Raw genomic sequence first — 23,302 nt, 5'->3', positions numbered from 1 at the left:
TCCTCTCGCCGTCGGAGGCTTCGGCAGAAGGTGCGGATGTGGCCGAAGGATTTCCGTCAATCACCTCCTTTCTACGCGTGAGATGCAGGAAGCTGACAGTGACCCATATCACTGGGGAACACACGGGACTGTACGAAGCACTGGGAGGTCCGATGCGCATCGTTGTCACGGTCGACGGAGCGGTCTACACCGACGACGTCGAACCCCGACTTCTTCTCGTCCACTATCTGAGGGAACGACTCGGCAAGGTGGGCACGGTGGTCGGGTGCGACACCAGCAACTGCGGTGCCTGCACCGTCATGCTGGACGGCAAGAGCGTCAAATCTTGCTCGGTGCTCGCCGTGCAGGCCGACGACAGGGCTGTCACGACGGTGGAGGGGCTCGCGAAGGACGGCGTACTCCACCCCGTCCAGGAGGCATTTCGCGAGACCCACGCGTTGCAGTGCGGATATTGCACGCCCGGCATGATGATGGCGACCGTCGATCTGCTGAACGAGAACCCAGACCCCGACGAAGAGCAGATTCGCCACGGACTCGAGGGAAATCTCTGTCGCTGCACGGGATATCAGAACATCGTCGCTGCCGCGCAGGACGCGGCCCGGCGCATGCAGGGAACCCAAGCGGAGGATGCGCGATGACCACCACCGAATCTCGGACCTCCAGCACCGACGGCCTCGAGATCGGGCAGTCCCGCCGCCGCAAGGAGGACGAGCACCTCATCACCGGCCGGACCCGGTGGACCGACAACATCGTCCTCCCCGGCATGCTGCACGCCGCGATCCTGCGCAGCCCGTTCTCACACGCCCGCATCACCGGCATCGATGTGGAGGAAGCGAAGAAGATGCCGGGCGTCATCGCCGTGTACACGGGCGCCGACCTCGCCGAGGAGCAGGGGAGCCTGCCGTGCGCGTGGCCGATCACCGAAGACCAGAAAGCTCCGCCCGCACCGTCGCTGGCCGTCGATACCGTCAACTTCGCCGGTGAAGCGGTTGCCGTCGTGGTCGCCCGCACCACCTACGAGGCGCACGACGCACTCGACGTCATCGACGTCGACTACGAGGACCTGCCGGTGGTACTCGACCTCGCCGACGCAGCCGCCGACACGGAACTGGTCCACCCCGATCTCGGAACGAACCGCAGCGCCACATGGACATTCGACTCGGCCGAAGCGGGTTCCGGAGGCAACGTCGAGGACGCGATCCGTGACGCGGAGGTGCTGGTCGAACGCACCTTCCGGCAGCAACGGCTGATTCCCGCATTCATGGAACCCCGGTCGGTGGTCGTCGACCCCACCGCCACGCAGATCACGATGTGGTCGGCCACCCAGGTACCGCACATTCTGAGACTGATGCTGGCGATGTCCCTCGGCATCCCCGAACACAAGCTGCGGGTGATCGCGCCCGACGTCGGCGGCGGATTCGGCGGCAAGCTTCAGGTGACCCCCGAAGAGGTCCTCACGCTGCTCATCGCGCGCCGACTCCACAAACCCGTCAAGTACACCGAGTCCCGCAGCGAATCGATGGTCGCCGCGCATCACGGCCGTGATCAGATCCAGAAGCTCACGCTCGCTGCCCGACGCGACGGCACCGTCACCGGTTTCAAGGTCGAACTGCTCGCAGACATGGGCGCTTATCTGCGTCTCGTCACTCCAGGGGTGCCGATCCTCGGGGCGTTCATGTTCAGCGGCATCTACAAATTCGACTCCTACCACTTCACCTGCACCAACGTGTTCACCAACAAGGTGCCCACCGACGCATATCGCGGTGCCGGACGCCCGGAGGCGACGTTCGCGATCGAACGCATGATGGACGAACTCGCCGTCGAACTGTCGATGGATCCGCTCGAGATCCGTGAGAAGAACTGGATCAAGCACGAGGAGTTCCCGTTCGATTCGGTGGCGGGGCTGACCTACGATTCGGGCAACTACGAAGCGGCCACCGCGAAGGCCCGCGAGTTGTTCGACTACGACGGACTGCGACGCGAGCAGGCTCAGCGACGCGAATCGAAGGACCCCGTGCAGCTCGGCATCGGGGTGTCGACGTTCACCGAGATGTGCGGTCTCGCACCGTCACGAGTGCTCGGATCGCTGTCGTACGGGGCCGGCGGGTGGGAGCACGCGGCGGTCCGCATGCTGCCGACCGGCAAGGTCGAAGTAGTCACCGGGTCGTCGGCGCACGGCCAGGGCCACGAGACCGCATGGAGTCAGATCGTTGCCGATCAGCTGGGAATTCCGTTCGACGACATCGAGATCCTGCACGGCGACACCCAGTCGTCACCGCGCGGACTCGACACGTACGGATCTCGCTCACTTGCCGTCGGCGGTATCGCAGTGGTCAAGGCCGCCGAGAAGGTGGTGGCCAAGGCCCGGCCGATCGCCGCGCACCTGATGGAATGTGCCGAGGACGACCTCGAATTCGCCGGGGGCCGATTCAAGGTGAAGGGCACCGAGAAGGCAGTTGCGCTCACCGACGTCGCACTCGCGGTGTTCGCTGCGCACGACCTGCCCGACGGAGTCGAACCGAACCTCGATTCCGAGGCCGCCTACGACCCCGACAACTTCTCGTTCCCGCACGGCACCCACCTGTGCGCCGTCGAGATCGACACCGAGACCGGCCATGTGCGCATCCGGAAGTACGTGTGCGTCGACGATGTCGGGCACGTGGTGAACCCCTTGATCGTGGAGGGCCAGGTGCACGGCGGTCTGGCGCAGGGTATCTCCCAGGCCCTGTACGAGGAGGCAATCCACGACGAGACCGGAACGCTGATCAGTGGTTCGTTCGCCGAATACCTGCTGCCGACGGCGGTGGATCTCCCACATTTCACCACCGACCGCACCGACACACCCGCCCCCGGAAATCCCCTCGGGGTCAAGGGCGTCGGAGAGGCCGGCACGATCGCGTCGACACCGGCAGTGGTCAACTCGGTGCTCGATGCACTCCGCCCGCTCGGAGTTCACTCCATCGACATGCCGTGCACGCCCATGCGGGTCTGGCACGCGATCCGTTCCGCTCAGGAGGGAAACCGATGATCCCCGCCGAATTCGAGTACGCCGCCCCGACCACTCTCGACGAGGCCGTCGCTGCACTGAACGAGGCCGGTGAGGACGCCAAGGTGCTGGCCGGGGGTCAGAGTCTGATGCCGGTGCTCCGGCTCCGCATGGCAGCACCGACCACCGTCGTCGACCTCGGTCGAGTCCCTGACCTGCGTGGGATCCGTGAAGACGGCGAGACACTGGTGATCGGGGCGACCACCACGCACTACGAGGTGCTGCACGATCCGCTCGTCGCGCTGCACGCGAAGTTGCTGGCCGAGGCCACAGCCACCGTCGCCGACCCGCAGATCCGCCACCGCGGAACACTCGGCGGCGCTCTGGTCCACGCCGACCCGGCGGGCGATCTGTCCGCTCCTGTCCTGGCGCTCGACGCGGAATTCGTCGTCGTCGGCCCCTCGGGTCGACGCACCGTAGCGGCTGCGGACTTCTTCGAGGACTACTTCACGACTGCGGTTCTGCCCGGAGAGATCCTCGCGGAGATCCGCATTCCCAAGCACACGGAATGGGCGGCACGCTACGAGAAGTTCCATCGCGCAGCGCAACAATGGTCGATCGTGGGTGTCGCAGCGACAATCGACGTCGACAGTGGCACTATCCGACAAGCGAAGGTCGCCCTGACGAATATGGCGGCGGTGCCCGTACGGGCCCGCGCAGTCGAAGAAGCGCTCGTCGGACAAGCGGCCACCGCCGACACGATCACGTCGGCAGCTGCACACGCGGCCGACGGAACCGACCCGATGACCGACGGCAACGCCGACGCCGAGTATCGAAGCCACCTGGCGGAAGTCCTCACCCGGCGAGCCGTGACGACCGCTGCGGGGCTCTGAACAACCCCGCAGAAACGACGCAGGAGAGACCGATGCAACTCGAACACCAGCTGTCCGTACCGGCACCCGTCGACGAAGTGTGGGCCGCGCTGCTCGATCCGGAGAAAGTGGCCCCCTGCATGCCGGGGGCGACGCTCACCGGTGTGGACGGCGACACCTTCACCGGCACGGTGAAGGTCAAGCTGGGCCCGGTCGCGCTCACCTACAAGGGCACCGGCGTCTACGTCGAGAAGGACGAGTCGGCCAAGCGGGCAGTCATCGAGGCGAACGCGAAGGACGCGCGGGGCAACGGAACCGTCAGCGCGACCATCACCATCGTGCTCACCGGCGAGGGCGACCACACCGACGGCACCGTGACCACCGATATGACGATCACGGGCAAGCCGGCGCAGTTCGGCCGCGGAATGATCTCGGACGTCGGCGGCAAGATCCTCGAGCAGTTCGCGGCGTGCCTGTCCAAGAAACTCGGCCCGGCAGCGGCCGAGCCCGAGGAGGCTCCGGCCGCCGGCGCAAGTGCTGCGACTCCGGCCGCTGCAGCGTCGGCGGCACCCGCGAGCGCACCGAAGGCAACCGCGAGCGCACCGAAAGTACCGGCGGCACAACCCGAGGCCGAGCCACTCGACCTCATGCAATACGCGCGCGGCTCCGCGGTGCAACGCATCGCGCCGGTCGTGGGGGTCGTCGCAATTCTCGCGGTCATCCTCGCAGTGATCCTCCGTAAGCGGTCGAACTGATCACCACACCGCACTGATCCCCGTCTCTCGCGCGGTGACCCGGGTAACTCCTCAGGTCACCGCGGAGAGACGTGTGGCGTGAAGTCCGGCTGCCAGATCCGGTGTGGCGATCACCGACAGTTCGCTGCGCAGCCAGCGGTGGCCGGGGTCGTCGTCGAACTCGTCGTGCCATACCGCCCACTCGCGCACGGCGGGAAGCGAGAAGTTCGGTTCGAGGATCCGTAGCTGCGCCACACCCGCGATCCGCCGGGCCATACGCTCCGGGATGATCGTCACGAGGTCGGTCATCTCGAGCACATAGGGCAGAACCGCGATGTTGGTGGTCGTCGCCGATGTCCTCGTGGCGATCCCTGCCCGGGACAGGGTTCGGCCCAGACTCTTGTCGCCGCCGTACTGCAGATAGGACAACAGAGGGTAGCCCGCGAGCACATCCGGGGTGAGTTCGATGCCCGCATACGGATGGCCGCTCCACACGACCCCGACGTATCGGTCGTGGAGGACGACTCGGCGGCGGCACTGTTCGAATTCGGAGGTGGCGAGGAGCTGCTCGGGTACCACAGCGAGGTCGACCTCATGTCTGTGGAATGCCTCGATCCCGGCCACCGACAGTGGCTGCATGTCGAACCTGATGCCGTGCGACCGGTACCGATTCCGTCTCAGGAGGTTCCGCAGCAGCGTCACCTCCGAATAGTCTCCGGTGAGCAGTATGAAGGCACGCTCGGCCGTCGCGGGATCGAAATCCGGAACAGTGAGGATCGATCGCTCCACGGTGGACAGCACACGTCGTAGCGGTTCGGCGAGGGCGAGTGCGCGCGGCGTCGGTCGCAGTGTTCGTCCGCTCTTGACGAGAAGCGGGTCGTCGAACTGCTTGCGGAGGCGCGCCAATGCGGTACTGGTGGCGGGTTGCGACATGTTCAGGCGGCGTGCAGCCTTCGTCACATTGCATTCGGTTAGAAGGACATCGAGTACGACGAGCAGATTCAGATCGACTCGTCGCAGTTCCACCGCATTTCTCCTCTTCATGGGGATCGTCGGGCCTCCGGGATCCTATCCCAGCCGCCCGTTACATACTGAACGTCCGGTATCTGTTACAGCAGATACCTGTTATCCGAATCGGACATGCAATTTGTATAAATGCATGACACGGCCCTAATCTGGCCCAGATCTCACTGGTTGAGTGCTAGATTGCCGATTTTTCCCAGGACATATCCCGAATTCGGCCCGGCCGGTGTGAGACACGGACCAGAAAGGCCAGGCCCACCCCCATGAGCCTCTTCCGCAACCTGCGGCTGCCGACACCGGACAACTGGCGCCTGTGGCAGAAGGTCACGGCGGTTGTCGCTGTGCCCCTCATCGCCGCGTCGCTCTACGGCGGCCTGCGCGTCTACGACTCCGTCCAAGAGGCGAGGCACTTCTCCGAGCAGGCCGAGCAAGTGTCGATCATCCCTTCGCTGGCGCAGTGGAGCATGGGTGTCGGCGGTGCTGCTCTGGCAAACATGATCCACCTGCCCACCGACAACGCCGCAGCGATCATCTCCGAGAACGAGGCCACGATCGACGCGTTCCTCGCCGACAGTGATCTCGACCCGAAGGTCATGGCCGAGGTCTCTCGCGCCGTCCAGGAAGGCGAGGCCCTCTATCAGAGCGCCACGCAAGGTGGAGTCTCACGCGAGGCACTCCACGAACGGCTCCAGGGATTCGTCTCCCGGATCACCCTGGTGTTCCGGACGATCATCGACTCGAGCGGCGACTCGCGGGTGCTGGCCGATTCCGGTCTGCTCCTCGCCACCTGGGACACCCAGTGGTCGATCATCGACCAGATCGTCGCGTTCGGTGCGCTCATGGACGGATCCGAAGCAGCGAGCCTCATGTTCACCAATGCGCAGGCAGCCGAAGCAGGCAAGCTCGCCCTGTTCCTCGAGAACGTGAACGATCCCGAGCTGGCTACCAACCTCAACGGGCTGATGGACCAACGACGAGCCCTCATCACAGGTATCGACGACGCGTCCACCGACGTCTCCGCACTGCGCAACTCCATCTTCGCGAGCCTGACCATCTACCAGGAGACCCTCGACGGAGCGGGCGCCCGTATCGTCACGACGCTCGACGACCTCGCTTCCACGGCCAAGCGGAACGCCTGGGGAACGGTAATCGGCGTGACCGTCATCCTCACGCTCGCGCTCGGCCTCGCGCTGCTCGTTTCGGCCTCCCTGATCCGGCCACTGCGACGCCTCCGCAACGACACTCTCCGGGCCGCAGAAGTGGGCCTGCCCGAAGCAATCTCGAACATCAAGAACGGCGCCGACATCGAGACGGTCAACCTCGAGCCGGTCGGTGTCACCACGCGGGAGGAGATCGGTGAGGTCGCACGCGCTGTCGACAACATGAGCATCGGCGCGCTCCGCCTCGCAGGTGAGCAGGCCGCGCTTCGCCGCCAGGTCAACGAGATGCTCGAAACCCTCGCACGACGGAACAAGACCCTCGTCGAGCAGCAGCTCACGCTCATCGACTCGCTCGAGCACGAAGAACGCGACCCCACACGACTCGAGAATCTGTTCGCACTCGACCACCTCGCTGCACGTATGCGACGCACCGGTGATTCGCTGCTCGTCCTTGCCGGCACTCGTCAGCGCATGGGACGCATCCCCGACACACCGTTGGGCGACGTGCTCCGCGCCGCAGTGTCCCAGGTCGAGAACTACCAGCGTGTCGATTTCGGTAACGCACCGGAAGGCAGTCTGCTCGGCAGCTCCGTCACCGACATCGTGCATCTCGTCGCCGAGTTGCTCGACAACGCGCTCCGCGCCTCCCCGCCGGACAGCACCGTCGCATTCGCGTTCTCCCGCGCCGTCGACGGAGGATTGCTGCTCGAGATCGCCGACCGCGGTATCGGCATCCCGGCCGAGGAACTGGCCGAGATCAACGAACGGCTGTCGAGCGACGACGAAGGCAACTGGGGAGCGGCCCGACGCATGGGTCTGTTCGTGGTCGCGCGCCTCTCTGCGCGCAACGGGATCACGGTGCGCCTGCGCCCGACCTTCGATTCCACGACCAACGCCGGTATCACCGCAAGCGTCTACCTGCCCATCCGACTCCTCAAGGGAGTGGGCAACTCTGTCACCGACACGTATCAGATCGATCGTCCGCGTCGGCTGCAGCGATCGGCAGCGGAGACCGAGCACGCCATCAACCCGTACCCGCTCGCACAGGAGATTTCCGAACGACCTGCGGGACAACAGCCGCCGAGGAGTTCGTTCTCCGACAACACGGTGCAGTACGACCCGAGTCCCCAGTACGACCCGAGTCCCCAGTACGACCCGAGTCCCCAGTACGACCCGAGTCCCCAGTACGACCCGAGTCCCCAGTACGACCCTGAGCCGCAATACGGTTCGGACTCTCAGTACGGCAACGACTCTCAGTACCTGCCGGAGCCTCAGTACAACCAGAACCCGCAGCACGGCCAGCCGTACGAGGGTGAGCAGGGAAACGAAGGCGAAGGTGAGTGGCAGCAGGATCCCACACCTCGACCGCAGAACCCCGGCACGAGCCCGACCATCCAGCGTGGCCGCCTGCACGAGCGGTGGCCGAGCAGGCGCGAAGACTGACTCCGGGCCCACTACGGCTACCGGCCGCTGACACGTACGGCTGACGACTTCTGTCGTCAGCCGTACGTGTCACTGCCAGCACCCCACTGAGCACAGCGCCCTCTTCGCGACCGTGATCTTCTCGCAATCATTGCCCTGAAGAGGTGTCCGCAGTCACATCGTCGAAAGAATACCGCTCGGTTCTCGGTTGCATTATTTCTGCCCCTACCTGCAACGATGTCGGCACCTTCGGCCCCGGAGCCCAAATCGGCCGCAATTGAGGCGTGACCTTTCCGTTATATTCACCTACGGTCATGGGTATCCCGCAACGGGAGGACCGACCAGCGGCGCCGGGCCGAACAGTGCACCCGTCGGGGGTGGCCCGGCGCCGCATCCCTCTCACGGATGCTCGCTGTCACGACAAGACCCGGACCACTCCGAAACCGACGGCCGCCGCGGCAACCGCGAGGACGAGGGTTCCCAGCGCTCCGAGCACCGCGGCGCGGTATCGACCCTCCTGGAGGAGTCGAACGGTTTCGACGCTCACCGTGCTGAATGTGGTGTACCCACCACAGAATCCGACACCGAGAACGATTTCGAGTCGATGATCTGCGCCGTGGAACAGGACGAGACCCACCAGGACCCCGAGCAACAACGAACCGGACACGTTCACCACGAGCGTCGTCCACGGGAACTGCAGGCTCCGGCGACTACGGATCTCGCTGTCCACCACGAAGCGTGCCAGGGCGCCCAGGCTTCCCGCCAAGGCGACCCATAGCATCATCACAGAGGTCATGACGCACGCCGTCCAGCGATACGCGCACTCACCACGATGCCCGCACCCGCGGCGCAGACGCCGAAGAGCACCGAGAGGACAGCGTAGGCCGCAGCGAGCACAAGGCTGCCGTCACGCACGAGCAGGATGACATCGACAGCGAAGGTGCTGTATGTCGTGAATGCACCGAGCATGCCCGTTCCTGCAGCGAGGCGAAGCAGGTATCGACGACCACTATCGGGGCCTGTTCGAAGCAGAGCCTCGAGCAACAGACCGAGGGCGAAGGCTCCGACGAGATTGACCATGAAGGTGGCCACCGGCCAACCGGCGGGCGACACAGGAAACACGAGCCCTACGCAATAGCGACCGAGCGTTCCGATCGCGCCGCCGACAGCGACCACGGCAAGCGCGGACGGTCGGCGATGCGCGATGGCACCTCGGTCGTCGACCACAGGCAGTTCCTTCCGTGCGGGGAAGGAATCTACCGCTGAATCTACGAAACGGCGACTCGTGCAGCTCGGGCCTCGAGTTCGTCGGCGTCGACCTCAGCACCCCATGCCCGCAGTGCCGACGCGGTCACGCGCAACGACTCGGCCGATGGATTCGCAGCCGACGCTGACGACGCGGGGCGGCGAGGGGCGCGTCCGGCGAGGGGAAACATCGTGCTGAAGAGCATGCTGAACCTTTCGTGCGGGGTCCGCCAGGTAGGTACCGGCGCCACGGCTGCATGTCCGGTAGAGCTCGCCCGACCACACATATTGTCCGTTACGGGTCTACCACCGAGTAACTTGGATGTGAATGCGAACTGGGTCACATCGTTGCCGAAGGCACCCGACCTGACAGGTCACCGCGTGGGGCACACGACCCCAGAAGCCCACAGGTGAGCGAAATCATGCCGTTCGCACCGGGATCCGGTGTGTGAGAATCACGTGAACCGGCTCACCGGACCGGCGCGAACATCTCCTCGGCGAGAAGCTTCGGCGCCTCGAGCGGAAGCAGGCGTCCGGCACCCTTCACGACCTCGAGGCCTGCACCGATCTCGTCCGCGATCTTCCGGAGCGGAGCGACGTGCACGAGCGGGTCCTGGTCGCCCACCACGAGCTCGACAGCGTGACCGTTCCACCGCTGCCACAGCGACCGACCGATGCGCGGCATCCCTGCCAGCGAGGTGCAGTAGGCGCCGACCCGGCAGGACCACCGCAGTGTGGCGTCGTCCGGTTCGAAGCCCGAACCCGCAAGGGCACGGAGATAGCGCTCGGTGTTCTCGAAGTTCGGCTCGTTGCGCCACTGGAGGCCCGGAATCAGGGCGCGGTGCCAACGCGCACGCGGCACCAGACCGAGAGGGGAGGCGAGCACGAGCTTCTCGACCCGATCCACGTCGGTGATCGCAGCAGCAACCGATGCGGCCCATCCGAGCCCCAGGATCGGTACGACACCGATCTCCAGGACATCGAGGATCTCCGTGAGCCACCGGCCGTATGCGGCGTGGACGTTGCCTTCGGGGCGGGTGCATGCGCTCGCCCCCGGCAGACCGGGCAGATCGATGAGAAGCACCCGCCGGGAGGGATCGAACGAATCGGCCAGACCGCGTAGCCCGGCAGCGGGGAGGTCGCCTCCTGCGAGGACAACGATCGGATGCCCCGTCGCGGGCCCGACGCTGAGCACGTGGGTCTCGCCGAGGGAGGTACGCGCGACCTGCTCGTCGACGGGCTTCGCCCAGTGCGACAGCATTCCTGCACACGCGTGGTGGATGACGCTGTCATCGCCGGGGCAGCGGTACGGGGACTTGGTGAGCATCCCCGTCACCCACCGATCCGGACAACAACGGCATCTTCACAGGTGAACGGCATGTTTGGATCTTCTCTCGTACGTACGACACATCTCTCGCCGACCAGACTTCCGGCACACCGCACGACACCGTAGCTCACTCTTCGGTACTCACGCCAGCAGGGCTTCGAAAGAACACTCCTACCAGCATCACCCTCACCATCAGCACCATCGGCGAGTATCGTTCCGGTCACGGTGTGGCCCCCGGCACATCACCGTACGGTCTTGACCTCCAGTAGATCTCGCGAAAGGTACATGATGGACATCGACGTACTCGTCGTCATCGGAGTCGGCGGAATGGGACTCGCCATCGCACGACGACTGGGCGCCGGCCGCACCGTGCTGCTGGCAGACTTCGACGAGACAACCCTCACCACCGCTGCAACGACTCTCCACGGCGAGGGACACGAGGTGAAAACGCAGGTCGTCGACGTGTCCGATCACAGCTCGGTTGCGGCGCTCGCCGATCTCGCAGCCGGACTCGGTCGCGTCACCCATGTCGCTCACACAGCGGGCGTGTCGCCGGAGCAAGCACCGATCGAGGCCGTCCTGAAGGTAGATCTGCTGGGTGTCGCGCTCGTCCTCGACGAGTTCGCCCGGGTCATCGCACCGCGCGGCGCCGGCGTCGTCATCGCCAGCATGGCCGGCCACATGGGAGCACTACCTCCCGAGCAGGAAAAGGCGCTCGCCGTCACCCCGGCCGCCGAACTACTCGACCTTCCCTTCCTCGCCCCCGAGACGCTCGGGCATCCCGGAATCGCCTACACGGTCGCGAAACGTGGAAACGCCGTGCGGGTGCAGGCAGCAGCGGCCGCGTGGGGGAAGCGCGGAGCACGGATCAACTCCATCAGCCCCGGCGTCATCTCCACTCCGATGGGCCGCCAGGAACTCTCCGGCGAATCCGGGCAGCGGATGCAGGGAATGGTGAACATGTCGGCGACCGGCAGACTCGGCACACCCGACGACATCGCCGGTGCAGCGGCGTTCCTCCTCGACCCGCAGGCCGGCTTCATCACCGGTACAGACCTTCTGGTCGACGGCGGTGTCGTCGCCGCAGTCCGTGGCGCTCAGTGGTCAGGGCCGAACTGACAAGCACGGCGAACCGACCGGTCAGCTGCGCAGGCCTCGCCGCCACTGCAGGTCCATCGGCAACTCGCCGATGGACTCCAGCACCACCGGTCGGTACCCACCGCCCACCTCGGGATCGGGGAAATGTCCTTCAGGGTCGATGAACATCACCTCGATCCCGTCGAGGTGCAGTCGACGGACCATCTCGAGCAGAACCCGACTGCCGGCAGGGAACACCGAACGGACGAGGGCCAGGTCGAGCACGAGCCGGGGGGTGATGATCGGCTCGTCGATCAGGTCGCGCACGATCGTCTCCACGTTCGTGAACTGGAGGTCGCCCTGGAGCACCAGCAGGGTGACAGCAGTGTCGCCATCTCCGAATTCCCTGCGGCGACGCAACACCGAGTGCGCAACCATCGGGGCGTCCATGAGATGCAGATTCATGTCGCGTGACAGACGTTCGCAGACCTCCACTCCGCGAGCACTCGTACCGTGCGGATCGAGCCGCGGCGAAAAAACTGCAATACCCAACTGCCCCGGAAGAATTCCGATGATCCCGCCGGACACACCGCTCTTCGCGGGAATCCCGACGGTCGTCAACCAGTCGCCGGCCGCGTCGTACATTCCGCACGTTGCCATCACCGACAACACTTGACGTACAACAGGTCTGGAAAAAATCTGCTCGCCCGTACGCGGCTGAACTCCACCGCTCGCAAGGGTTGCAGCCATCATCCCGAGATCGGCGGTCGTCACACGCACCGCGCACTGCCGTACGTACCCTTCGACCACGGCGTCCGGATCGCCGGTGAAGACGTCATAACTGCGAAGTAGGTTGGCCAACGCGACATTTCGGTACCCGTTGTCCAACTCCGACTCGGCGACCTTCTCATCCGTGTCGAGCTCGCGACCGGCCAACGACGAAAGCAACTTCAGGATCCGCTCGACACCGGAATCCGGCGACGGATCGGACGCTACGAGGGCGTGCGTCGCGAGAGCACCGGCATTGATCATCGGATTGAGCGGACGACCGGTGTTCCGCTCGAGCGAGATCTCGCTGAACGCCTCACCGGACGGTTCCACACCGACATGGTCGAGTACGGCCTCGAACCCGAGAGTCTCGAGTGCGAGGCCGTACACGAACGGCTTGGAGATCGACTGGATCGTGAACGCATCCTGATGATCGCCGACCGAGTACGCGTCACCTTCCGCGGTCACCAAGGAAAGTGCGAACCGATCGGGGTCGACCGTCGCGAGTTCCGGAATGTACTCGGCGAGCTCGCCCGAATCGGCCGCACACGTGTCGAGGACCTGAGTCAGGTAATCCGGAATAGGGGACCGCATGGCCTCATTCTGGCCCACGCGGTCCCTTCCCGCCGACTCAATACGAGGTCTCGATCGGTCCTGGGGTCCACCACCCGGTCCGGGTCACCTCCTCGGTGTCCACCTGCGCAGGCTCGGCCGACGAGTCGAGCGGACGGTATTGCTCGATCGAACCCCAGTCTCGGTCCCAGTCGTTGTCGAGATACGACGAGATCGTGCGGCCGCCGAGCAACATCTCGGTCCAGCCGAGCGGACCGCCGCCGAAGTGGTCCTGCCACAGATTCGTCGAAATGGCTCCGACGCGGTCCGGGAGGACCCGGAACTCGGGGATCTCGGCGACACCGTTGCTGTGCAGCATCTGATGTTGGCACGGGAAGTTCAGACCGACGGCCCAATCCAGCAGGACCGGAGACTCGGTGCCGAGAACGGTCTGTGCTGTCTGCGTCTGTGGCACACGGGGCGGGGTGAACGCGAGCCACTGCTCCGGTGCCAGATCGTGGTCGTTCGCGACGATCCGCACCGTGTCGGCTTCCGCGGGAAGGGTGTCGAGCGGCACCCGCAGGTTCCGCCACGACGGCGCAGGCCCGATGTCGATCGGGAGGGCCGACCCGAGTGCGCGCACGGTATCACCCTCGGTGACACCGTATTCGAGTTCGAGCCGTTGCCCGTAGGTTTCGGTGCCATCCGCGTCGACCGAGAAGATCCGGCCGGCCGCCGATATCGACACGATGTCGCCGCGTGAACCCGCTGCATCCGGCTCCGGCAGGCTGTACCAGTCGGTGGTGACGTTCCCGGTGATGCCGCCGTAGCTGCCGAGGACCGGGGTCGTGGCGGGGTCGAGACCGAACGGCAACGCGACGGTGCTGCCGTTGGCGCCGGCCTGCCCTGTACCGCCCTGGGTACCCGCCGTGCCGCCGGCCGTCTGGTCGTTGTCGGAGTCGACGGTGTTCGCAGTGCCCGCGTCAGCGGACTCGTCGTCGGCGGTCAGATCATCGGCAACACCATTCGGGGTGAAACCGTCGCCGCCCTCCGCCACGAGCGCGTTGGCGATGTCACCGCCGACCGGGACGAGCATGCCCGTATTGGGGTTCACCTCGAGCAGGACGTCGTTGGCCAGGCCGCACGGCGACCCGGTCAGCGCATCGATGTTGGATCGCGCCACCGAGTACCCGGGGTACTGCGACACCGCGCCCTTCGCGAGGGAGAGCACCTCGAACAGCACCATCGCAGCGGCCGCGACCGTGAGCGGTGGGATCGACCACAGGCGCGAGGGCGAATCGGTGCGCGTGGACGCGACGGGGTGGATGTGCCACCACGCTGCGAGCAGGAGTGCCAACACGGTGAGCCCGAAGAACACGGTGGAGAACCCGAACCCAGCGACCGACGGCGGTTTGTCCCACCACGGCACGCCGTAGCTCGACACGTACCACCAGCCGTTGGGGCCGATGAACGACATCGTGAGGGTGAACAGCACCGCAGCCGCGAAGAGCGCACGATTGCGACGCGACCGCAGCACCGTGGGCCCCACGGCAACGGCAGCAACGATCGCCACGCACGCGGCAAGGCCGGCGTAGATGCCGAAGTGGTGGGTCCACTTCGTGGGTGCGAACATCATGAGCACCATCGCGCCGAGGGTGATACCCACGAGGCGCCGGGACGGACCCGAGGCTGCTCCGGGGATCTTCCCGCCGCGCCGCAGCAGCGCCACGATCACCGTGATCAGGCACAGGATCATCGTGAACATCGCGAAGCGCCGCGCGAGCGACCCGTCGACGGTGATCTGCAGCAGGTACTGGTAGCGCAGGTACTCCTGGAACCACGGCACGCTCGGGCCGACGACGTGCGCGGACTGCATCTCCAGCACTGCGGCCAGCGTCTGATCGGCGAACACGGCAGCGAGGATCACGACCCCCGCTGCGACGATCGGCGCGAGCACGACGAAGAATCCGAACTCGCGACCACGCGCAAGGACGATGCGCGCGATCGGCCGTGCACCGGCGATCAGCGCGGCGAAACAGATGATTCCGGACGGGCCGGCAGTGACGGTGACGGCTCCGACGAGCACCGCCACCGCGGCCGGGAAGAGCCGGCGGGTTGCGATCGCGCGCTCGACCGAGCACCATGTCAACAGCACACCGGTCGCGACGATCGGCTCGGGACGCAGGCCGTTGTTGAACGGCAGCCAGAACGCCAGGAAGACGAACGCTCCGGTCCACAGTGGGAGCGAATTGCGACGAACGGCCGCACCGATCCTCGGCGCAACCTCGCGACTGATCACCCACCACGCGAGGAAGCCGGCGATCAGGCCGGGCAGTCGCATCCAGACGCTCGCGGTGGACACATGGGTCATCAGCGCGAGGACGTCGTAGAACGGTGTGCCGAACGGCGCTTCCGGGACTCCGAACCACCGGAAGTAGTTGGCCATGTACCCGGCTTCACCGGCGGCGCGGGCCATGCCCAGCTGGTAGCCGTCGTCCGCGGTGTTCGCGCCGATGATGTGCCAGACCAGCAACGTGCCGACGACCAGTCCGTCGACCCGGCCGAACGACCACCACGATGCGGGCAGGATGCGGCGGGACCGTCGCCCGTCGGTGGTGTCGAGGCGGTGCAGCGACCACAGCGACAGCGCCGTGGCCAGCACGGCGACAGCCATCGCGAGCAGCTTGATCCAGGTCGGAGACGACGTGAAGCGAGTATCGAGAGTCGCATCGACCGACAGGCCGTCGGGCAGGTCGCCAGTCAGCCCGGTGAACACACCGACCAACTGGGGACGGAGGTCGCGCTCGAACACCTGCTCGGTGTCCGAGCCGCCCGCGCCGGTGACGGAGGCGATGGTGCGAGTGGGGGTCGAATCGACAGTGACCGTGCAGCCGGGTGCCAGTTCATCGACCGGCGCCGAGACCAGCATGGTGTTGCGGGCGATCACCTCGAGGGTGGCCGGGCGGTCGTCGGAGGCAGACGTGACACGCGCAACAAGCCCGTACCGCTCCGCGTCGGGTGCGCCCTGCGGGGACGTCGAGACGATGGTCCGGCCCTCGGCGGCCCCTGCGACAGCACACGGAATTGTGATGTCCAGTTCGACGGGCGCGTACGACACCAACGGCGCGGTGACACTCGCGCTCGTGCCGTCCTGCGGCCAGCTCAGCGTCGACTGTGCCTGGGTCACGGGGAGGAACGGAATCGCCAGCGCAGCGACGATGCCGACCAGCGCTCCGATCAGTGCGATGAGCCGGGCCCACTTCACATCGGATCGGGGTGCCGACGGCTCGACTGCCGATGGTCGGACAGGGTCCTCGGTCGTACTGGCCTCACTCACGCCACGCGATGCTATCCGAGATGGAGGCCTGTCCCTATTCCACCGTGACGTTTCACGGCATCGGAGTCGTATCGACACAGGTCGCGGACGTGGGCAGTTCGTCTGAAAGAAAGATCGTCTGCGCCATCATCTTGTAGCCCGTCATCTCCTCGCGGAGCACTTCGATGGATTCCTCGGGATGTACCGAGTCGATCACGGCGTGCTCACCGATCGCATTGAATTGGTGGCTGACGCCGCGCGGGATCTGCATGTCGACGAACGAACACGGCGGCACGATCATGTTGTAACGGGTGCGCTGCACACCAGCGGGGACGTCGGGCAGGTCGTCTTCGAACATGACGGGACGGAACGGAGTGACATCCGGCACGTCGGTCACGTCGAACGGCGACAGGCTACCGACCCGGATGCGGGTGTCCGGCCCGGTCATCATGCGCACGAACCGCAACCCCGTATGCAGATGCATGCGCGAACAGATCCCGCGTTCTTCGATGTTGTAGAAGTCCATGATGTAGCGGTCGGCGAAGAACCCGTCGAAGGGGGATTCGATCATGTACACGTCCCCCTCCTCGAACGATTGGGACCGAACAATTCCTTGGGCGTCCGGGGTAGTGGCAGCGCCGCTGCCCTTTGCTCTGGTCACGATGCCGGCGAACGCGCTGACCACCACCAGTGCAACTTCGGCCGGGAACTCGGCGACCGGGGTGACGACGCAGCGACCCGCATCCCGGAAGTCGGCGATGTCGTGGACCTCGTTGTGGTCGTCGGCGCGACGCTTGAGCGTGGTCGGGGTGGCGTGTGGGTCGGCCATGCCGGGAGAACTCCTGAATTCGGATCGTCGAACAATGTCGTGCACGCGTCTGGGTCGCTGGATGAGGCCGTGTCAAGGGCCGATCCGGAACGACCGTAACCACAACTCGAGGGTGAGGACGAGCCACAGTTTGCCGCCCTGGCGTGGCAGCAACGTACCTTCACCGCGCATCCAGCTACGGACCGTGTCCTCACGGAACAGCCCCCGCGCACGTGCAGACGGCCCGAGCAGCAGATCGTGACCGAGGTCGCGGAGCGGACCGGTGAGCCACTGCTGGACCGGAACCCGCATCCCACTCTTCGGCCGGTCGACGATGGTGTCGGGCAGCAGGTCTCGGACGGATTCCTTGAGAATCCACTTCTCGGACGTGCCTGCCAGTTTCAGATTCGGCGGAATTCGGAACGCATGATCGATGACCTCACGGTCGAACAGCGGAGCTCTTCCTTCCACACCACTTGCCGCCGTGAGCCTTTCCACCTTGGTGAGGATATGATGGGCGCCCTTCGTGCGAAGGTTCGTGTGCAGCAGCTGGTTCAGCAGGCTCGTCATCCGCCCCTGCTGCAGGTACGGCACCAATACATCCGTGAGCGGTGGCGCACTCTCGAGTTCGGCAAGAGTGTCCGCCGTGAGTAGTGCCGGGAGATCGTCGTAGCATTTGCGGTAGCTGTCGAGGTACACACGCGCCCGAGCTTCCGGGTCGGGGTCGTCGCGGAACAACTCGAAGATCAGCATCGGCAGATTCTTCGGCCCGCCGAATACGGGATCACCGCCCTCACCATTGAGGATCGTGCGCACGCCGTCTGCCGCAGCCGCTTCCGCGAGCATCAGATTCGGCACCGTCAGCGGATCTCCCACCGGGCAGTCCAGCAGGGACACGGTCGCCGCCAATCGTTCGGCGACCGCGTCACCCGGGACCGTGAGGACCCGATGATTCGTATGGCAGTGCGCAGCAACGAGTCCGGAGTAGGCAAGTTCGTTCGGGGTCGTACCGTCGAATGCGATGGAATACGAGCGGACCGGGTTGTCGTGCAGTTTCGACGCGAGTGCGGTGACCAGGCTGCTGTCGATTCCTCCGGAGAGCAACACCCCGACCGGCTCGCCATCCGGCAGTCGTCGCGCGGTCGCGTCCTCGAGCAGCTCACGCAACCGGCCGACGTGGTCGCGTGTCGACCTGTTGTCGTCGATTTCCCTGGGCTCCCAGTAGGTTTCTTCGGATATCGTCCCGTCCTGGCGCAGGCGGACGCACCGGCCGGGGAGCACTTCGTGGACGCCCCGAAGAAAGGTTTCGCTACCCGGAAGGTACGCGAATGTGAGGAATGAGCGCACCGCGGACAGGTTCAGTCCGGTGTCGAGATCAGGCCATGCCCGCAACGCACGAAGCGATGTCGACGCCGCCCAGGTCCCACGAGCACGGGCGTGGAACAGGGTGCGCGCACCGACGTGATCGCGCACCAGAACCAGGTCGGCGCCGTCCGCGATCGCCAGTGCGAACATGCCTTCTGCCAACGCGATACCACCGACGCCGAGCCGGGCGTAGCAGTGCAGCAGCAGCTCTGCGTCGTCGCCGTGCGGATCCGGTGCGTCCGTGCCGAGTCGGGCACGCAGCACGTCGGCGTTGAAGAGCGTGACCTCGCCGACTGCGGTCAGGGCTCCGACCGTATACGGACCCGACGCCGTTCCCGGCCCGTCGAGTAACCCGAATCCGTGCGACCTCGGTCCAGGACGCCCCGACGACGACGTAGGGCGGCCACCGACTGCACGCACGTGCACGTCCGGATCGCCGTCGCCCAGGAAGGCACACCACCGACTCACCGCTTCTCCTCAGTACTCCGTCGATACCTGCTCAGCCGAAATCGCCGCCACCGTCGTCACCGGGGCCGCCCCAATCCCCGTAATCGGAACCGCTGTCCGCGCCCACGAACTCGTCGCCGGCGTCGTGTTGTAGTTCCTGCTCCTGCTCGGGTGTCAGGAAATCCGGAGGAAGGGCGATCGCCCCGAGAAAGGCCGCACCCGCGACGGCAGTGAGGATGCCGCCGAGCCGGCCACCGAACTGGGACCTGTTGGTGGTGAGAGCGCCGTCGCTCCACAGGGTTCGGCCGTACCCGCCCTCTCGCCCGTAGATGACTCGCCCGTCGCCGTACGTCCGCTTGATGAGGTCGCGACCCAGTGCCTCGTCGGTGCCGGTCATGCCGTGATCGTCTCGCCAGAAGACCACTCCGCTCTGTCCTCGCGACCGCCATTCCGTCCGCCCGTCGGTGTACCGTCGGCAGACCGTGCCGTCGGTGAGCAACTCGTCGGCATAGTGGAAAACACGGCGTGCGGGAACTGCCGGTTCGTTCACTGTGGCTCCTTCATGCGGTCGGCCAGGTCAGGAAACCCGTTCGGCGCGCACTCCGCACGTCGACGAGCGGTGTGGTCGTGCGGTGGATACCTCGAACCAGGCGATGGACGGTGCGCAACAGGACCGCGGGATTCACCGATTCGACCTCGACAGCCCGTCCGCGTGCGTGGGGCAAGTGCAATGGCGCTGCCTGCGACGGACTGAGCCCGATTCCGGCGACACGCACTTCGTCCGGGATATCGGTCAGAGACGGCAACCGGGCGGGGAAGGCGAGACCTTCGTCGCTCGCGTCGTGCAGCACGTATACGGTGGCGCCGCCGGCGCGGCCGAGCATTGCGGCAATTCCCGGATCGAGTGGAAGGTCCGCAGCGCTCACGACCGGGCAGGCCGACTCCATCGGCACTCCGTTCGCTCGCAGCATCGCCGCAACCTGCGTCGACTCGCAGACCAGTAGACGCGGTAGTCCGTAGTCGAACAGATCCGGTTCCCTCGTGTACCTGCCCACGCCCCGCGGAAGGGGGAGAGCCGGATCCAGCAGTCCGGGAACGTCGCCGTGCCGATCCAGCGCCGTGCGGAACACCCGATACGGCACGAGTGCCGAGACGGTGAACGCTGGGCGGCGCGGAAGCCTGTGTACGGGTACCAGGCCGCGGCACAGTTCGAAGTAGAGCTGGCGTTCGGTGAACCGCACTCCGTTCGGTGCGGCGGCTCGCTCGATGGCCCCGCGCAGGAGCCGGTCGAGAACCTTGTCCGTCATGCCGTCGGCCATGAGAGGAACCCCAGCTGTCGTGCGGAGCGTCGGTCGGGATCCGACTCGTCCTCGATCTGCCCTGCCGCTGCAGAGACGGCTGCGAGCAGTCGGGCCGGCGGTATGGCCGCGATCGGGGACCACCAGCCGTCGTCCAGCCATTCGATTTCGTTCGGGAACAATGGGTCGTGGAGGAATTGCGTCGCAGACCGTGCGGACACCGGCTCTCTCAGCCGGATAGCCGACTCGTCATCCATCACGGATCGGGGTCGCAACCCGACCGCGCGCACCCGGTCACCGAGCATCGAACGAGCGAGCTTCGCAAACTCGAACCCCGGAATACTCGCGTCGTGCAGCACCAGCACCGGAAGCCCCGGCGGAACCCGGTCGAGGCTCTCGACCAGCACCATATCGAACCCCTCCGGCACCCGATTGGCGGCCAGGCACGCCCGAACGCTCGGATCAGCGCAGAGCAGCACCATTCGGGGATGCGCGACCTCCGGGATCATGACCCACGACTCGTACACGACCCTGGGAGGCAGCCCGCCGTACACCGATGTCCACGGATCGAGTACGTCGTCTCGGAATGCTTCGTCGCTGACCTGCATCCGGACGTGCGCGCGCCTGCGGAGCAGGGGCCAAGACGCTCGGATCACCGCGAGCCCGATCACCAGAACGAGGAGACCGCACAAGGGAATCATCCACCAGCGAGAGCTGCCGAGGGCCGCACCGACAAGGATGGACAAGAGGTACGTCGGGACGACGACGATCGCAACCCACGATCCGACGATGGTCCAGTAGGCCTCTTTCAGATTCGGAAGTCGACGTCGGGCAGCCGTATACCGTAATTGCGTCACCGTCGAATACAAACCGCGACCAGCGGAAAGCTTCTCCACGAGTTTCAGCAGCCGCAGGTCGTGTAGCCCGTAGGTGCTCTCTTTGGGTTCGAGGGCGAAACGCTGCTTGCACGTCGAGCACGTGCGGTCGCCACGTTCCTTGCGCAGCAGATTCTGATTGCAGTGTGGGCAGATCATGACCTGTCCTCCTTCTGCACCCGTTCAGCTTCTGCACCCGTGTCGTTGATTCGGCCGAATCCCGAGATCAAACCGGATACTAACGGCCACTAACGAATGCGGCCACCGGCACCAGGACATCCGATGCCCGGTGACGGTGACCGCGCTGGAACACCCACTCGATGCGCAAGGAATGTCGAGGAGCCGGGTGAGCCTCGAACAGATTCAATCCACGGTGTCGTGGTCGGCGGGGATAGAGCCGAGACGCCCCTCCTGGAAGTCCTCGAAGGCCTGGAGCACTTCCGCCTTGGTGTTCATGACGAATGGTCCGGCCATCGCTACCGGTTCACGAATCGGCCTACCACCCAGAACGAACACCTCGAGCGACTCGGTACGTGAATCCTGGGTGTCCGACGCGGCGATCGTGATGGTCTCGCCGCGACCGAACACCGTCAGCTGACCGTGTCGTACGGGGCGTTGCTCGACGCCGATCAGGCCATTGCCGGCCAGAACATAGGTCAAGGCATTGAACTCGGGATCCCAGGGCAACGTCACGCTTGCGCCGGGCGCAATAGTGGCGTGCACCAATGTGATCGGCGTGTACGTGGATCCTGGTCCGTGGTGGCCGTCGAGTTCGCCGGCAATGACACGGATCAGTGCCCCTCCATCCGTGGAGGACAGCAGCGCCACCTTGCTACCGGAGATGTCCTGATATCGAGGAGCCACCAACTTGTCGCTCTTCGGCAGGTTCACCCACAGCTGCACGCCATGGAAGAGCCCACCTGTCATGACGAGTTGCTCCGGCGGGGCTTCGATGTGCAGGATGCCGCCGCCGGCAGTCATCCACTGGGTGTCACCACCGCTGATGACACCGCCGCCACCATGGGAATCCTGATGCTCCATCGTCCCGTCGATCATGTAGGTGACGGTCTCGAAGCCGCGGTGTGGATGCCAGGGGGTGCCCTTCGGTTCGCCGGGCGCGTAGTTGACCTCGCCCATCTGGTCCATGTGGATGAACGGGTCGAGCCGTCCGAGGTCGACGCCCGCGAATGCGCGTCGGACCGGGAAGCCTTCACCCTCGTAGCCGGTGGGTGCTGTGGTCACCGACAGAACTGGTCGTGCGACGGATCCCGGTACGGGTTCGGTCACGCGCGGTAGGGCGAGGATGTTGTCGACGTTCACGGCAGGCATGGGCGCTCCTCATATCGGGTAGTTGATGAATCAACTACATCTACCGTAGCTCAACGCAGAAAGCAGAGCCGTATTCCCGATGCCCACGCCTGCGTATCTGCAGACTGCGTATCCGTCAGAACAGAGTGGGGTCGTCGAAGCCCGGGACCCGTTCGGCGGCGAGCAACGCACGTTTGGTGACCGTGCCGCCGGAGGCGGAGAAACCGCCCACCGCACCGTGAGCCGCCAACACCCGATGGCAAGGAACCAGGATCGGAATCGGATTGCGGCCCAGCGCCTGCCCCACCGCCTGCGCGCCACCAGGGGAGCCGAGTGCGACTGCGACCTCGCCGTAGGTGCGTGTCCGGCCGGGCCCGATGGTGCAAGTAACGGCATAGACGCGGCGGTCGAAGTCCGGTAGGCCGGTCAGGTCGAGGTCGATATCCGTCAGCGGATCGGATCCACCGTTGAGCAGTGCGGTCACGCCGTCGATGACGCGACGCGCGAGTGGGCCGGGCTCCACCGGCGTCGCATCCGGAAACAGATTACGGAGGCGAGTGGTGGTCGCCGCGTCGGAGCGCTCGGGCAGCTGGAATCCGACGACACCACTGTCGCGCCACACCACCGCGCACCTGCCGAGTGTGGTCTCGAACAGCGTGTAACACGTCATCATCCCAGTATGGCGGCGAGCACCGACAGCATCTCGTGTGCCGAGCACA

General features: G+C 65.6%; 20 protein-coding genes. 6 read left to right on the top strand and 14 right to left on the bottom strand.

Going from position 1 to position 23,302, the window contains the following annotated elements; all coding sequences use genetic code 11:
- The first annotated feature begins 152 nt into the window (after nt 1–152).
- Genes ACZ46K_RS05285 through ACZ46K_RS05270 form a run of 4 tightly spaced genes read left to right on the top strand, consistent with a single transcriptional unit; the run spans nt 153 to nt 4,613 of the window.
- A complete protein-coding gene (locus ACZ46K_RS05285; RefSeq protein WP_054807420.1) occupies nt 153–638 on the top strand; it encodes a (2Fe-2S)-binding protein in 486 nt (161 codons plus the stop codon).
- Nucleotides 635–3,028, top strand: coding sequence for a xanthine dehydrogenase family protein molybdopterin-binding subunit (locus ACZ46K_RS05280; protein WP_464747050.1), 2,394 nt, complete (start codon nt 635–637; stop codon nt 3,026–3,028). The genes ACZ46K_RS05285 and ACZ46K_RS05280 overlap by 4 nt, the downstream gene beginning before the upstream one ends.
- Complete coding sequence (locus ACZ46K_RS05275) at nt 3,025–3,879, top strand: FAD binding domain-containing protein (RefSeq protein WP_054807419.1); 855 nt, start codon at nt 3,025–3,027, stop codon at nt 3,877–3,879. Before ACZ46K_RS05280 ends, ACZ46K_RS05275 begins: the two co-directional genes overlap by 4 nt.
- 32 nt (nt 3,880–3,911) lie before the next feature.
- On the top strand, nt 3,912–4,613 hold the full coding sequence (locus ACZ46K_RS05270; RefSeq protein WP_464747048.1) for an SRPBCC family protein: 702 nt from the start codon (nt 3,912–3,914) through the stop codon (nt 4,611–4,613).
- Between the two features lie 51 nt (nt 4,614–4,664).
- Here ACZ46K_RS05270 and ACZ46K_RS05265 read toward each other — a convergent pair whose 3' ends face one another.
- Nucleotides 4,665–5,618, bottom strand: a complete 954-nt coding sequence (locus ACZ46K_RS05265; RefSeq protein WP_464747046.1) for a LysR family transcriptional regulator — start codon at nt 5,616–5,618, stop codon at nt 4,665–4,667.
- A 260-nt stretch (nt 5,619–5,878) separates the two neighbouring features.
- Here ACZ46K_RS05265 and ACZ46K_RS05260 point away from each other — a divergent pair, with 260 nt between their 5' ends.
- The gene (locus ACZ46K_RS05260) at nt 5,879–8,218 is read left to right on the top strand and encodes an ATP-binding protein (protein ID WP_464747043.1); all 2,340 of its coding nucleotides are present in this window, start codon (nt 5,879–5,881) and stop codon (nt 8,216–8,218) included.
- A gap of 394 nt (nt 8,219–8,612) precedes the next feature.
- Here the strand turns inward: ACZ46K_RS05260 and crcB are convergent, their stop codons facing one another.
- The 4 genes from crcB to ACZ46K_RS05240 form a co-directional block, all read right to left on the bottom strand.
- Nucleotides 8,613–8,993, bottom strand: coding sequence for a fluoride efflux transporter CrcB (gene crcB / locus ACZ46K_RS05255; RefSeq protein WP_464747041.1), 381 nt, complete (start codon nt 8,991–8,993; stop codon nt 8,613–8,615).
- On the bottom strand, nt 8,990–9,424 hold the full coding sequence (locus tag ACZ46K_RS05250; protein ID WP_464747039.1) for a fluoride efflux transporter FluC: 435 nt from the start codon (nt 9,422–9,424) through the stop codon (nt 8,990–8,992). Before ACZ46K_RS05250 ends, crcB begins: the two co-directional genes overlap by 4 nt.
- Nucleotides 9,425–9,465: 41 nt before the next feature.
- Nucleotides 9,466–9,648, bottom strand: coding sequence for a hypothetical protein (locus tag ACZ46K_RS05245; protein WP_054805913.1), 183 nt, complete (start codon nt 9,646–9,648; stop codon nt 9,466–9,468).
- A gap of 263 nt (nt 9,649–9,911) precedes the next feature.
- On the bottom strand, nt 9,912–10,769 hold the full coding sequence (locus ACZ46K_RS05240; RefSeq protein WP_464747037.1) for an alpha/beta fold hydrolase: 858 nt from the start codon (nt 10,767–10,769) through the stop codon (nt 9,912–9,914).
- Nucleotides 10,770–11,057: 288 nt separating this feature from the next.
- On the opposite strand from ACZ46K_RS05240, the gene ACZ46K_RS05235 reads away from it, so the two are divergent.
- Nucleotides 11,058–11,888 (top strand): SDR family oxidoreductase, encoded by an 831-nt coding sequence (locus ACZ46K_RS05235; protein ID WP_054805918.1) that lies wholly within the window; start codon nt 11,058–11,060, stop codon nt 11,886–11,888.
- Nucleotides 11,889–11,909: 21 nt separating this feature from the next.
- Here ACZ46K_RS05235 and ACZ46K_RS05230 read toward each other — a convergent pair whose 3' ends face one another.
- The 9 genes from ACZ46K_RS05230 to ACZ46K_RS05190 all read right to left on the bottom strand — a co-directional run bounded on the left by ACZ46K_RS05230 (nt 11,910) and on the right by ACZ46K_RS05190 (nt 23,256).
- On the bottom strand, nt 11,910–13,208 hold the full coding sequence (locus tag ACZ46K_RS05230) for a glutaminase (RefSeq protein WP_464747035.1): 1,299 nt from the start codon (nt 13,206–13,208) through the stop codon (nt 11,910–11,912).
- Between the two features lie 37 nt (nt 13,209–13,245).
- A complete protein-coding gene (locus ACZ46K_RS05225) occupies nt 13,246–16,503 on the bottom strand; it encodes an arabinosyltransferase domain-containing protein (protein WP_464747034.1) in 3,258 nt (1,085 codons plus the stop codon).
- 52 nt (nt 16,504–16,555) lie between these two features.
- Nucleotides 16,556–17,311, bottom strand: a complete 756-nt coding sequence (locus ACZ46K_RS05220; protein ID WP_054805912.1) for a hypothetical protein — start codon at nt 17,309–17,311, stop codon at nt 16,556–16,558.
- Nucleotides 17,312–17,383: 72 nt separating this feature from the next.
- On the bottom strand, nt 17,384–19,123 hold the full coding sequence (locus ACZ46K_RS05215) for an asparagine synthetase B family protein (RefSeq protein WP_464747032.1): 1,740 nt from the start codon (nt 19,121–19,123) through the stop codon (nt 17,384–17,386).
- Nucleotides 19,124–19,154: 31 nt separating this feature from the next.
- Complete coding sequence (locus ACZ46K_RS05210; protein ID WP_054809970.1) at nt 19,155–19,652, bottom strand: hypothetical protein; 498 nt, start codon at nt 19,650–19,652, stop codon at nt 19,155–19,157.
- Nucleotides 19,653–19,662: 10 nt separating this feature from the next.
- Nucleotides 19,663–20,421, bottom strand: a complete 759-nt coding sequence (locus ACZ46K_RS05205) for a hypothetical protein (protein ID WP_464747030.1) — start codon at nt 20,419–20,421, stop codon at nt 19,663–19,665.
- A complete protein-coding gene (locus ACZ46K_RS05200) occupies nt 20,406–21,434 on the bottom strand; it encodes a hypothetical protein (RefSeq protein ID WP_054805911.1) in 1,029 nt (342 codons plus the stop codon). Before ACZ46K_RS05200 ends, ACZ46K_RS05205 begins: the two co-directional genes overlap by 16 nt.
- A 204-nt stretch (nt 21,435–21,638) precedes the next feature.
- Nucleotides 21,639–22,604 (bottom strand): pirin family protein, encoded by a 966-nt coding sequence (locus ACZ46K_RS05195; protein WP_464747028.1) that lies wholly within the window; start codon nt 22,602–22,604, stop codon nt 21,639–21,641.
- Nucleotides 22,605–22,719: 115 nt separating this feature from the next.
- A complete protein-coding gene (locus ACZ46K_RS05190; protein ID WP_464747026.1) occupies nt 22,720–23,256 on the bottom strand; it encodes a methylated-DNA--[protein]-cysteine S-methyltransferase in 537 nt (178 codons plus the stop codon).
- Nucleotides 23,257–23,302: the final 46 nt, after the last annotated feature.

The sequence above is a fragment of the Rhodococcus sp. JCM 9793 genome (genome assembly GCF_055380405.1).
Note: the sequence above shows the minus strand (reverse complement) of the source record. Positions and strands in the feature narration are given on the sequence as shown.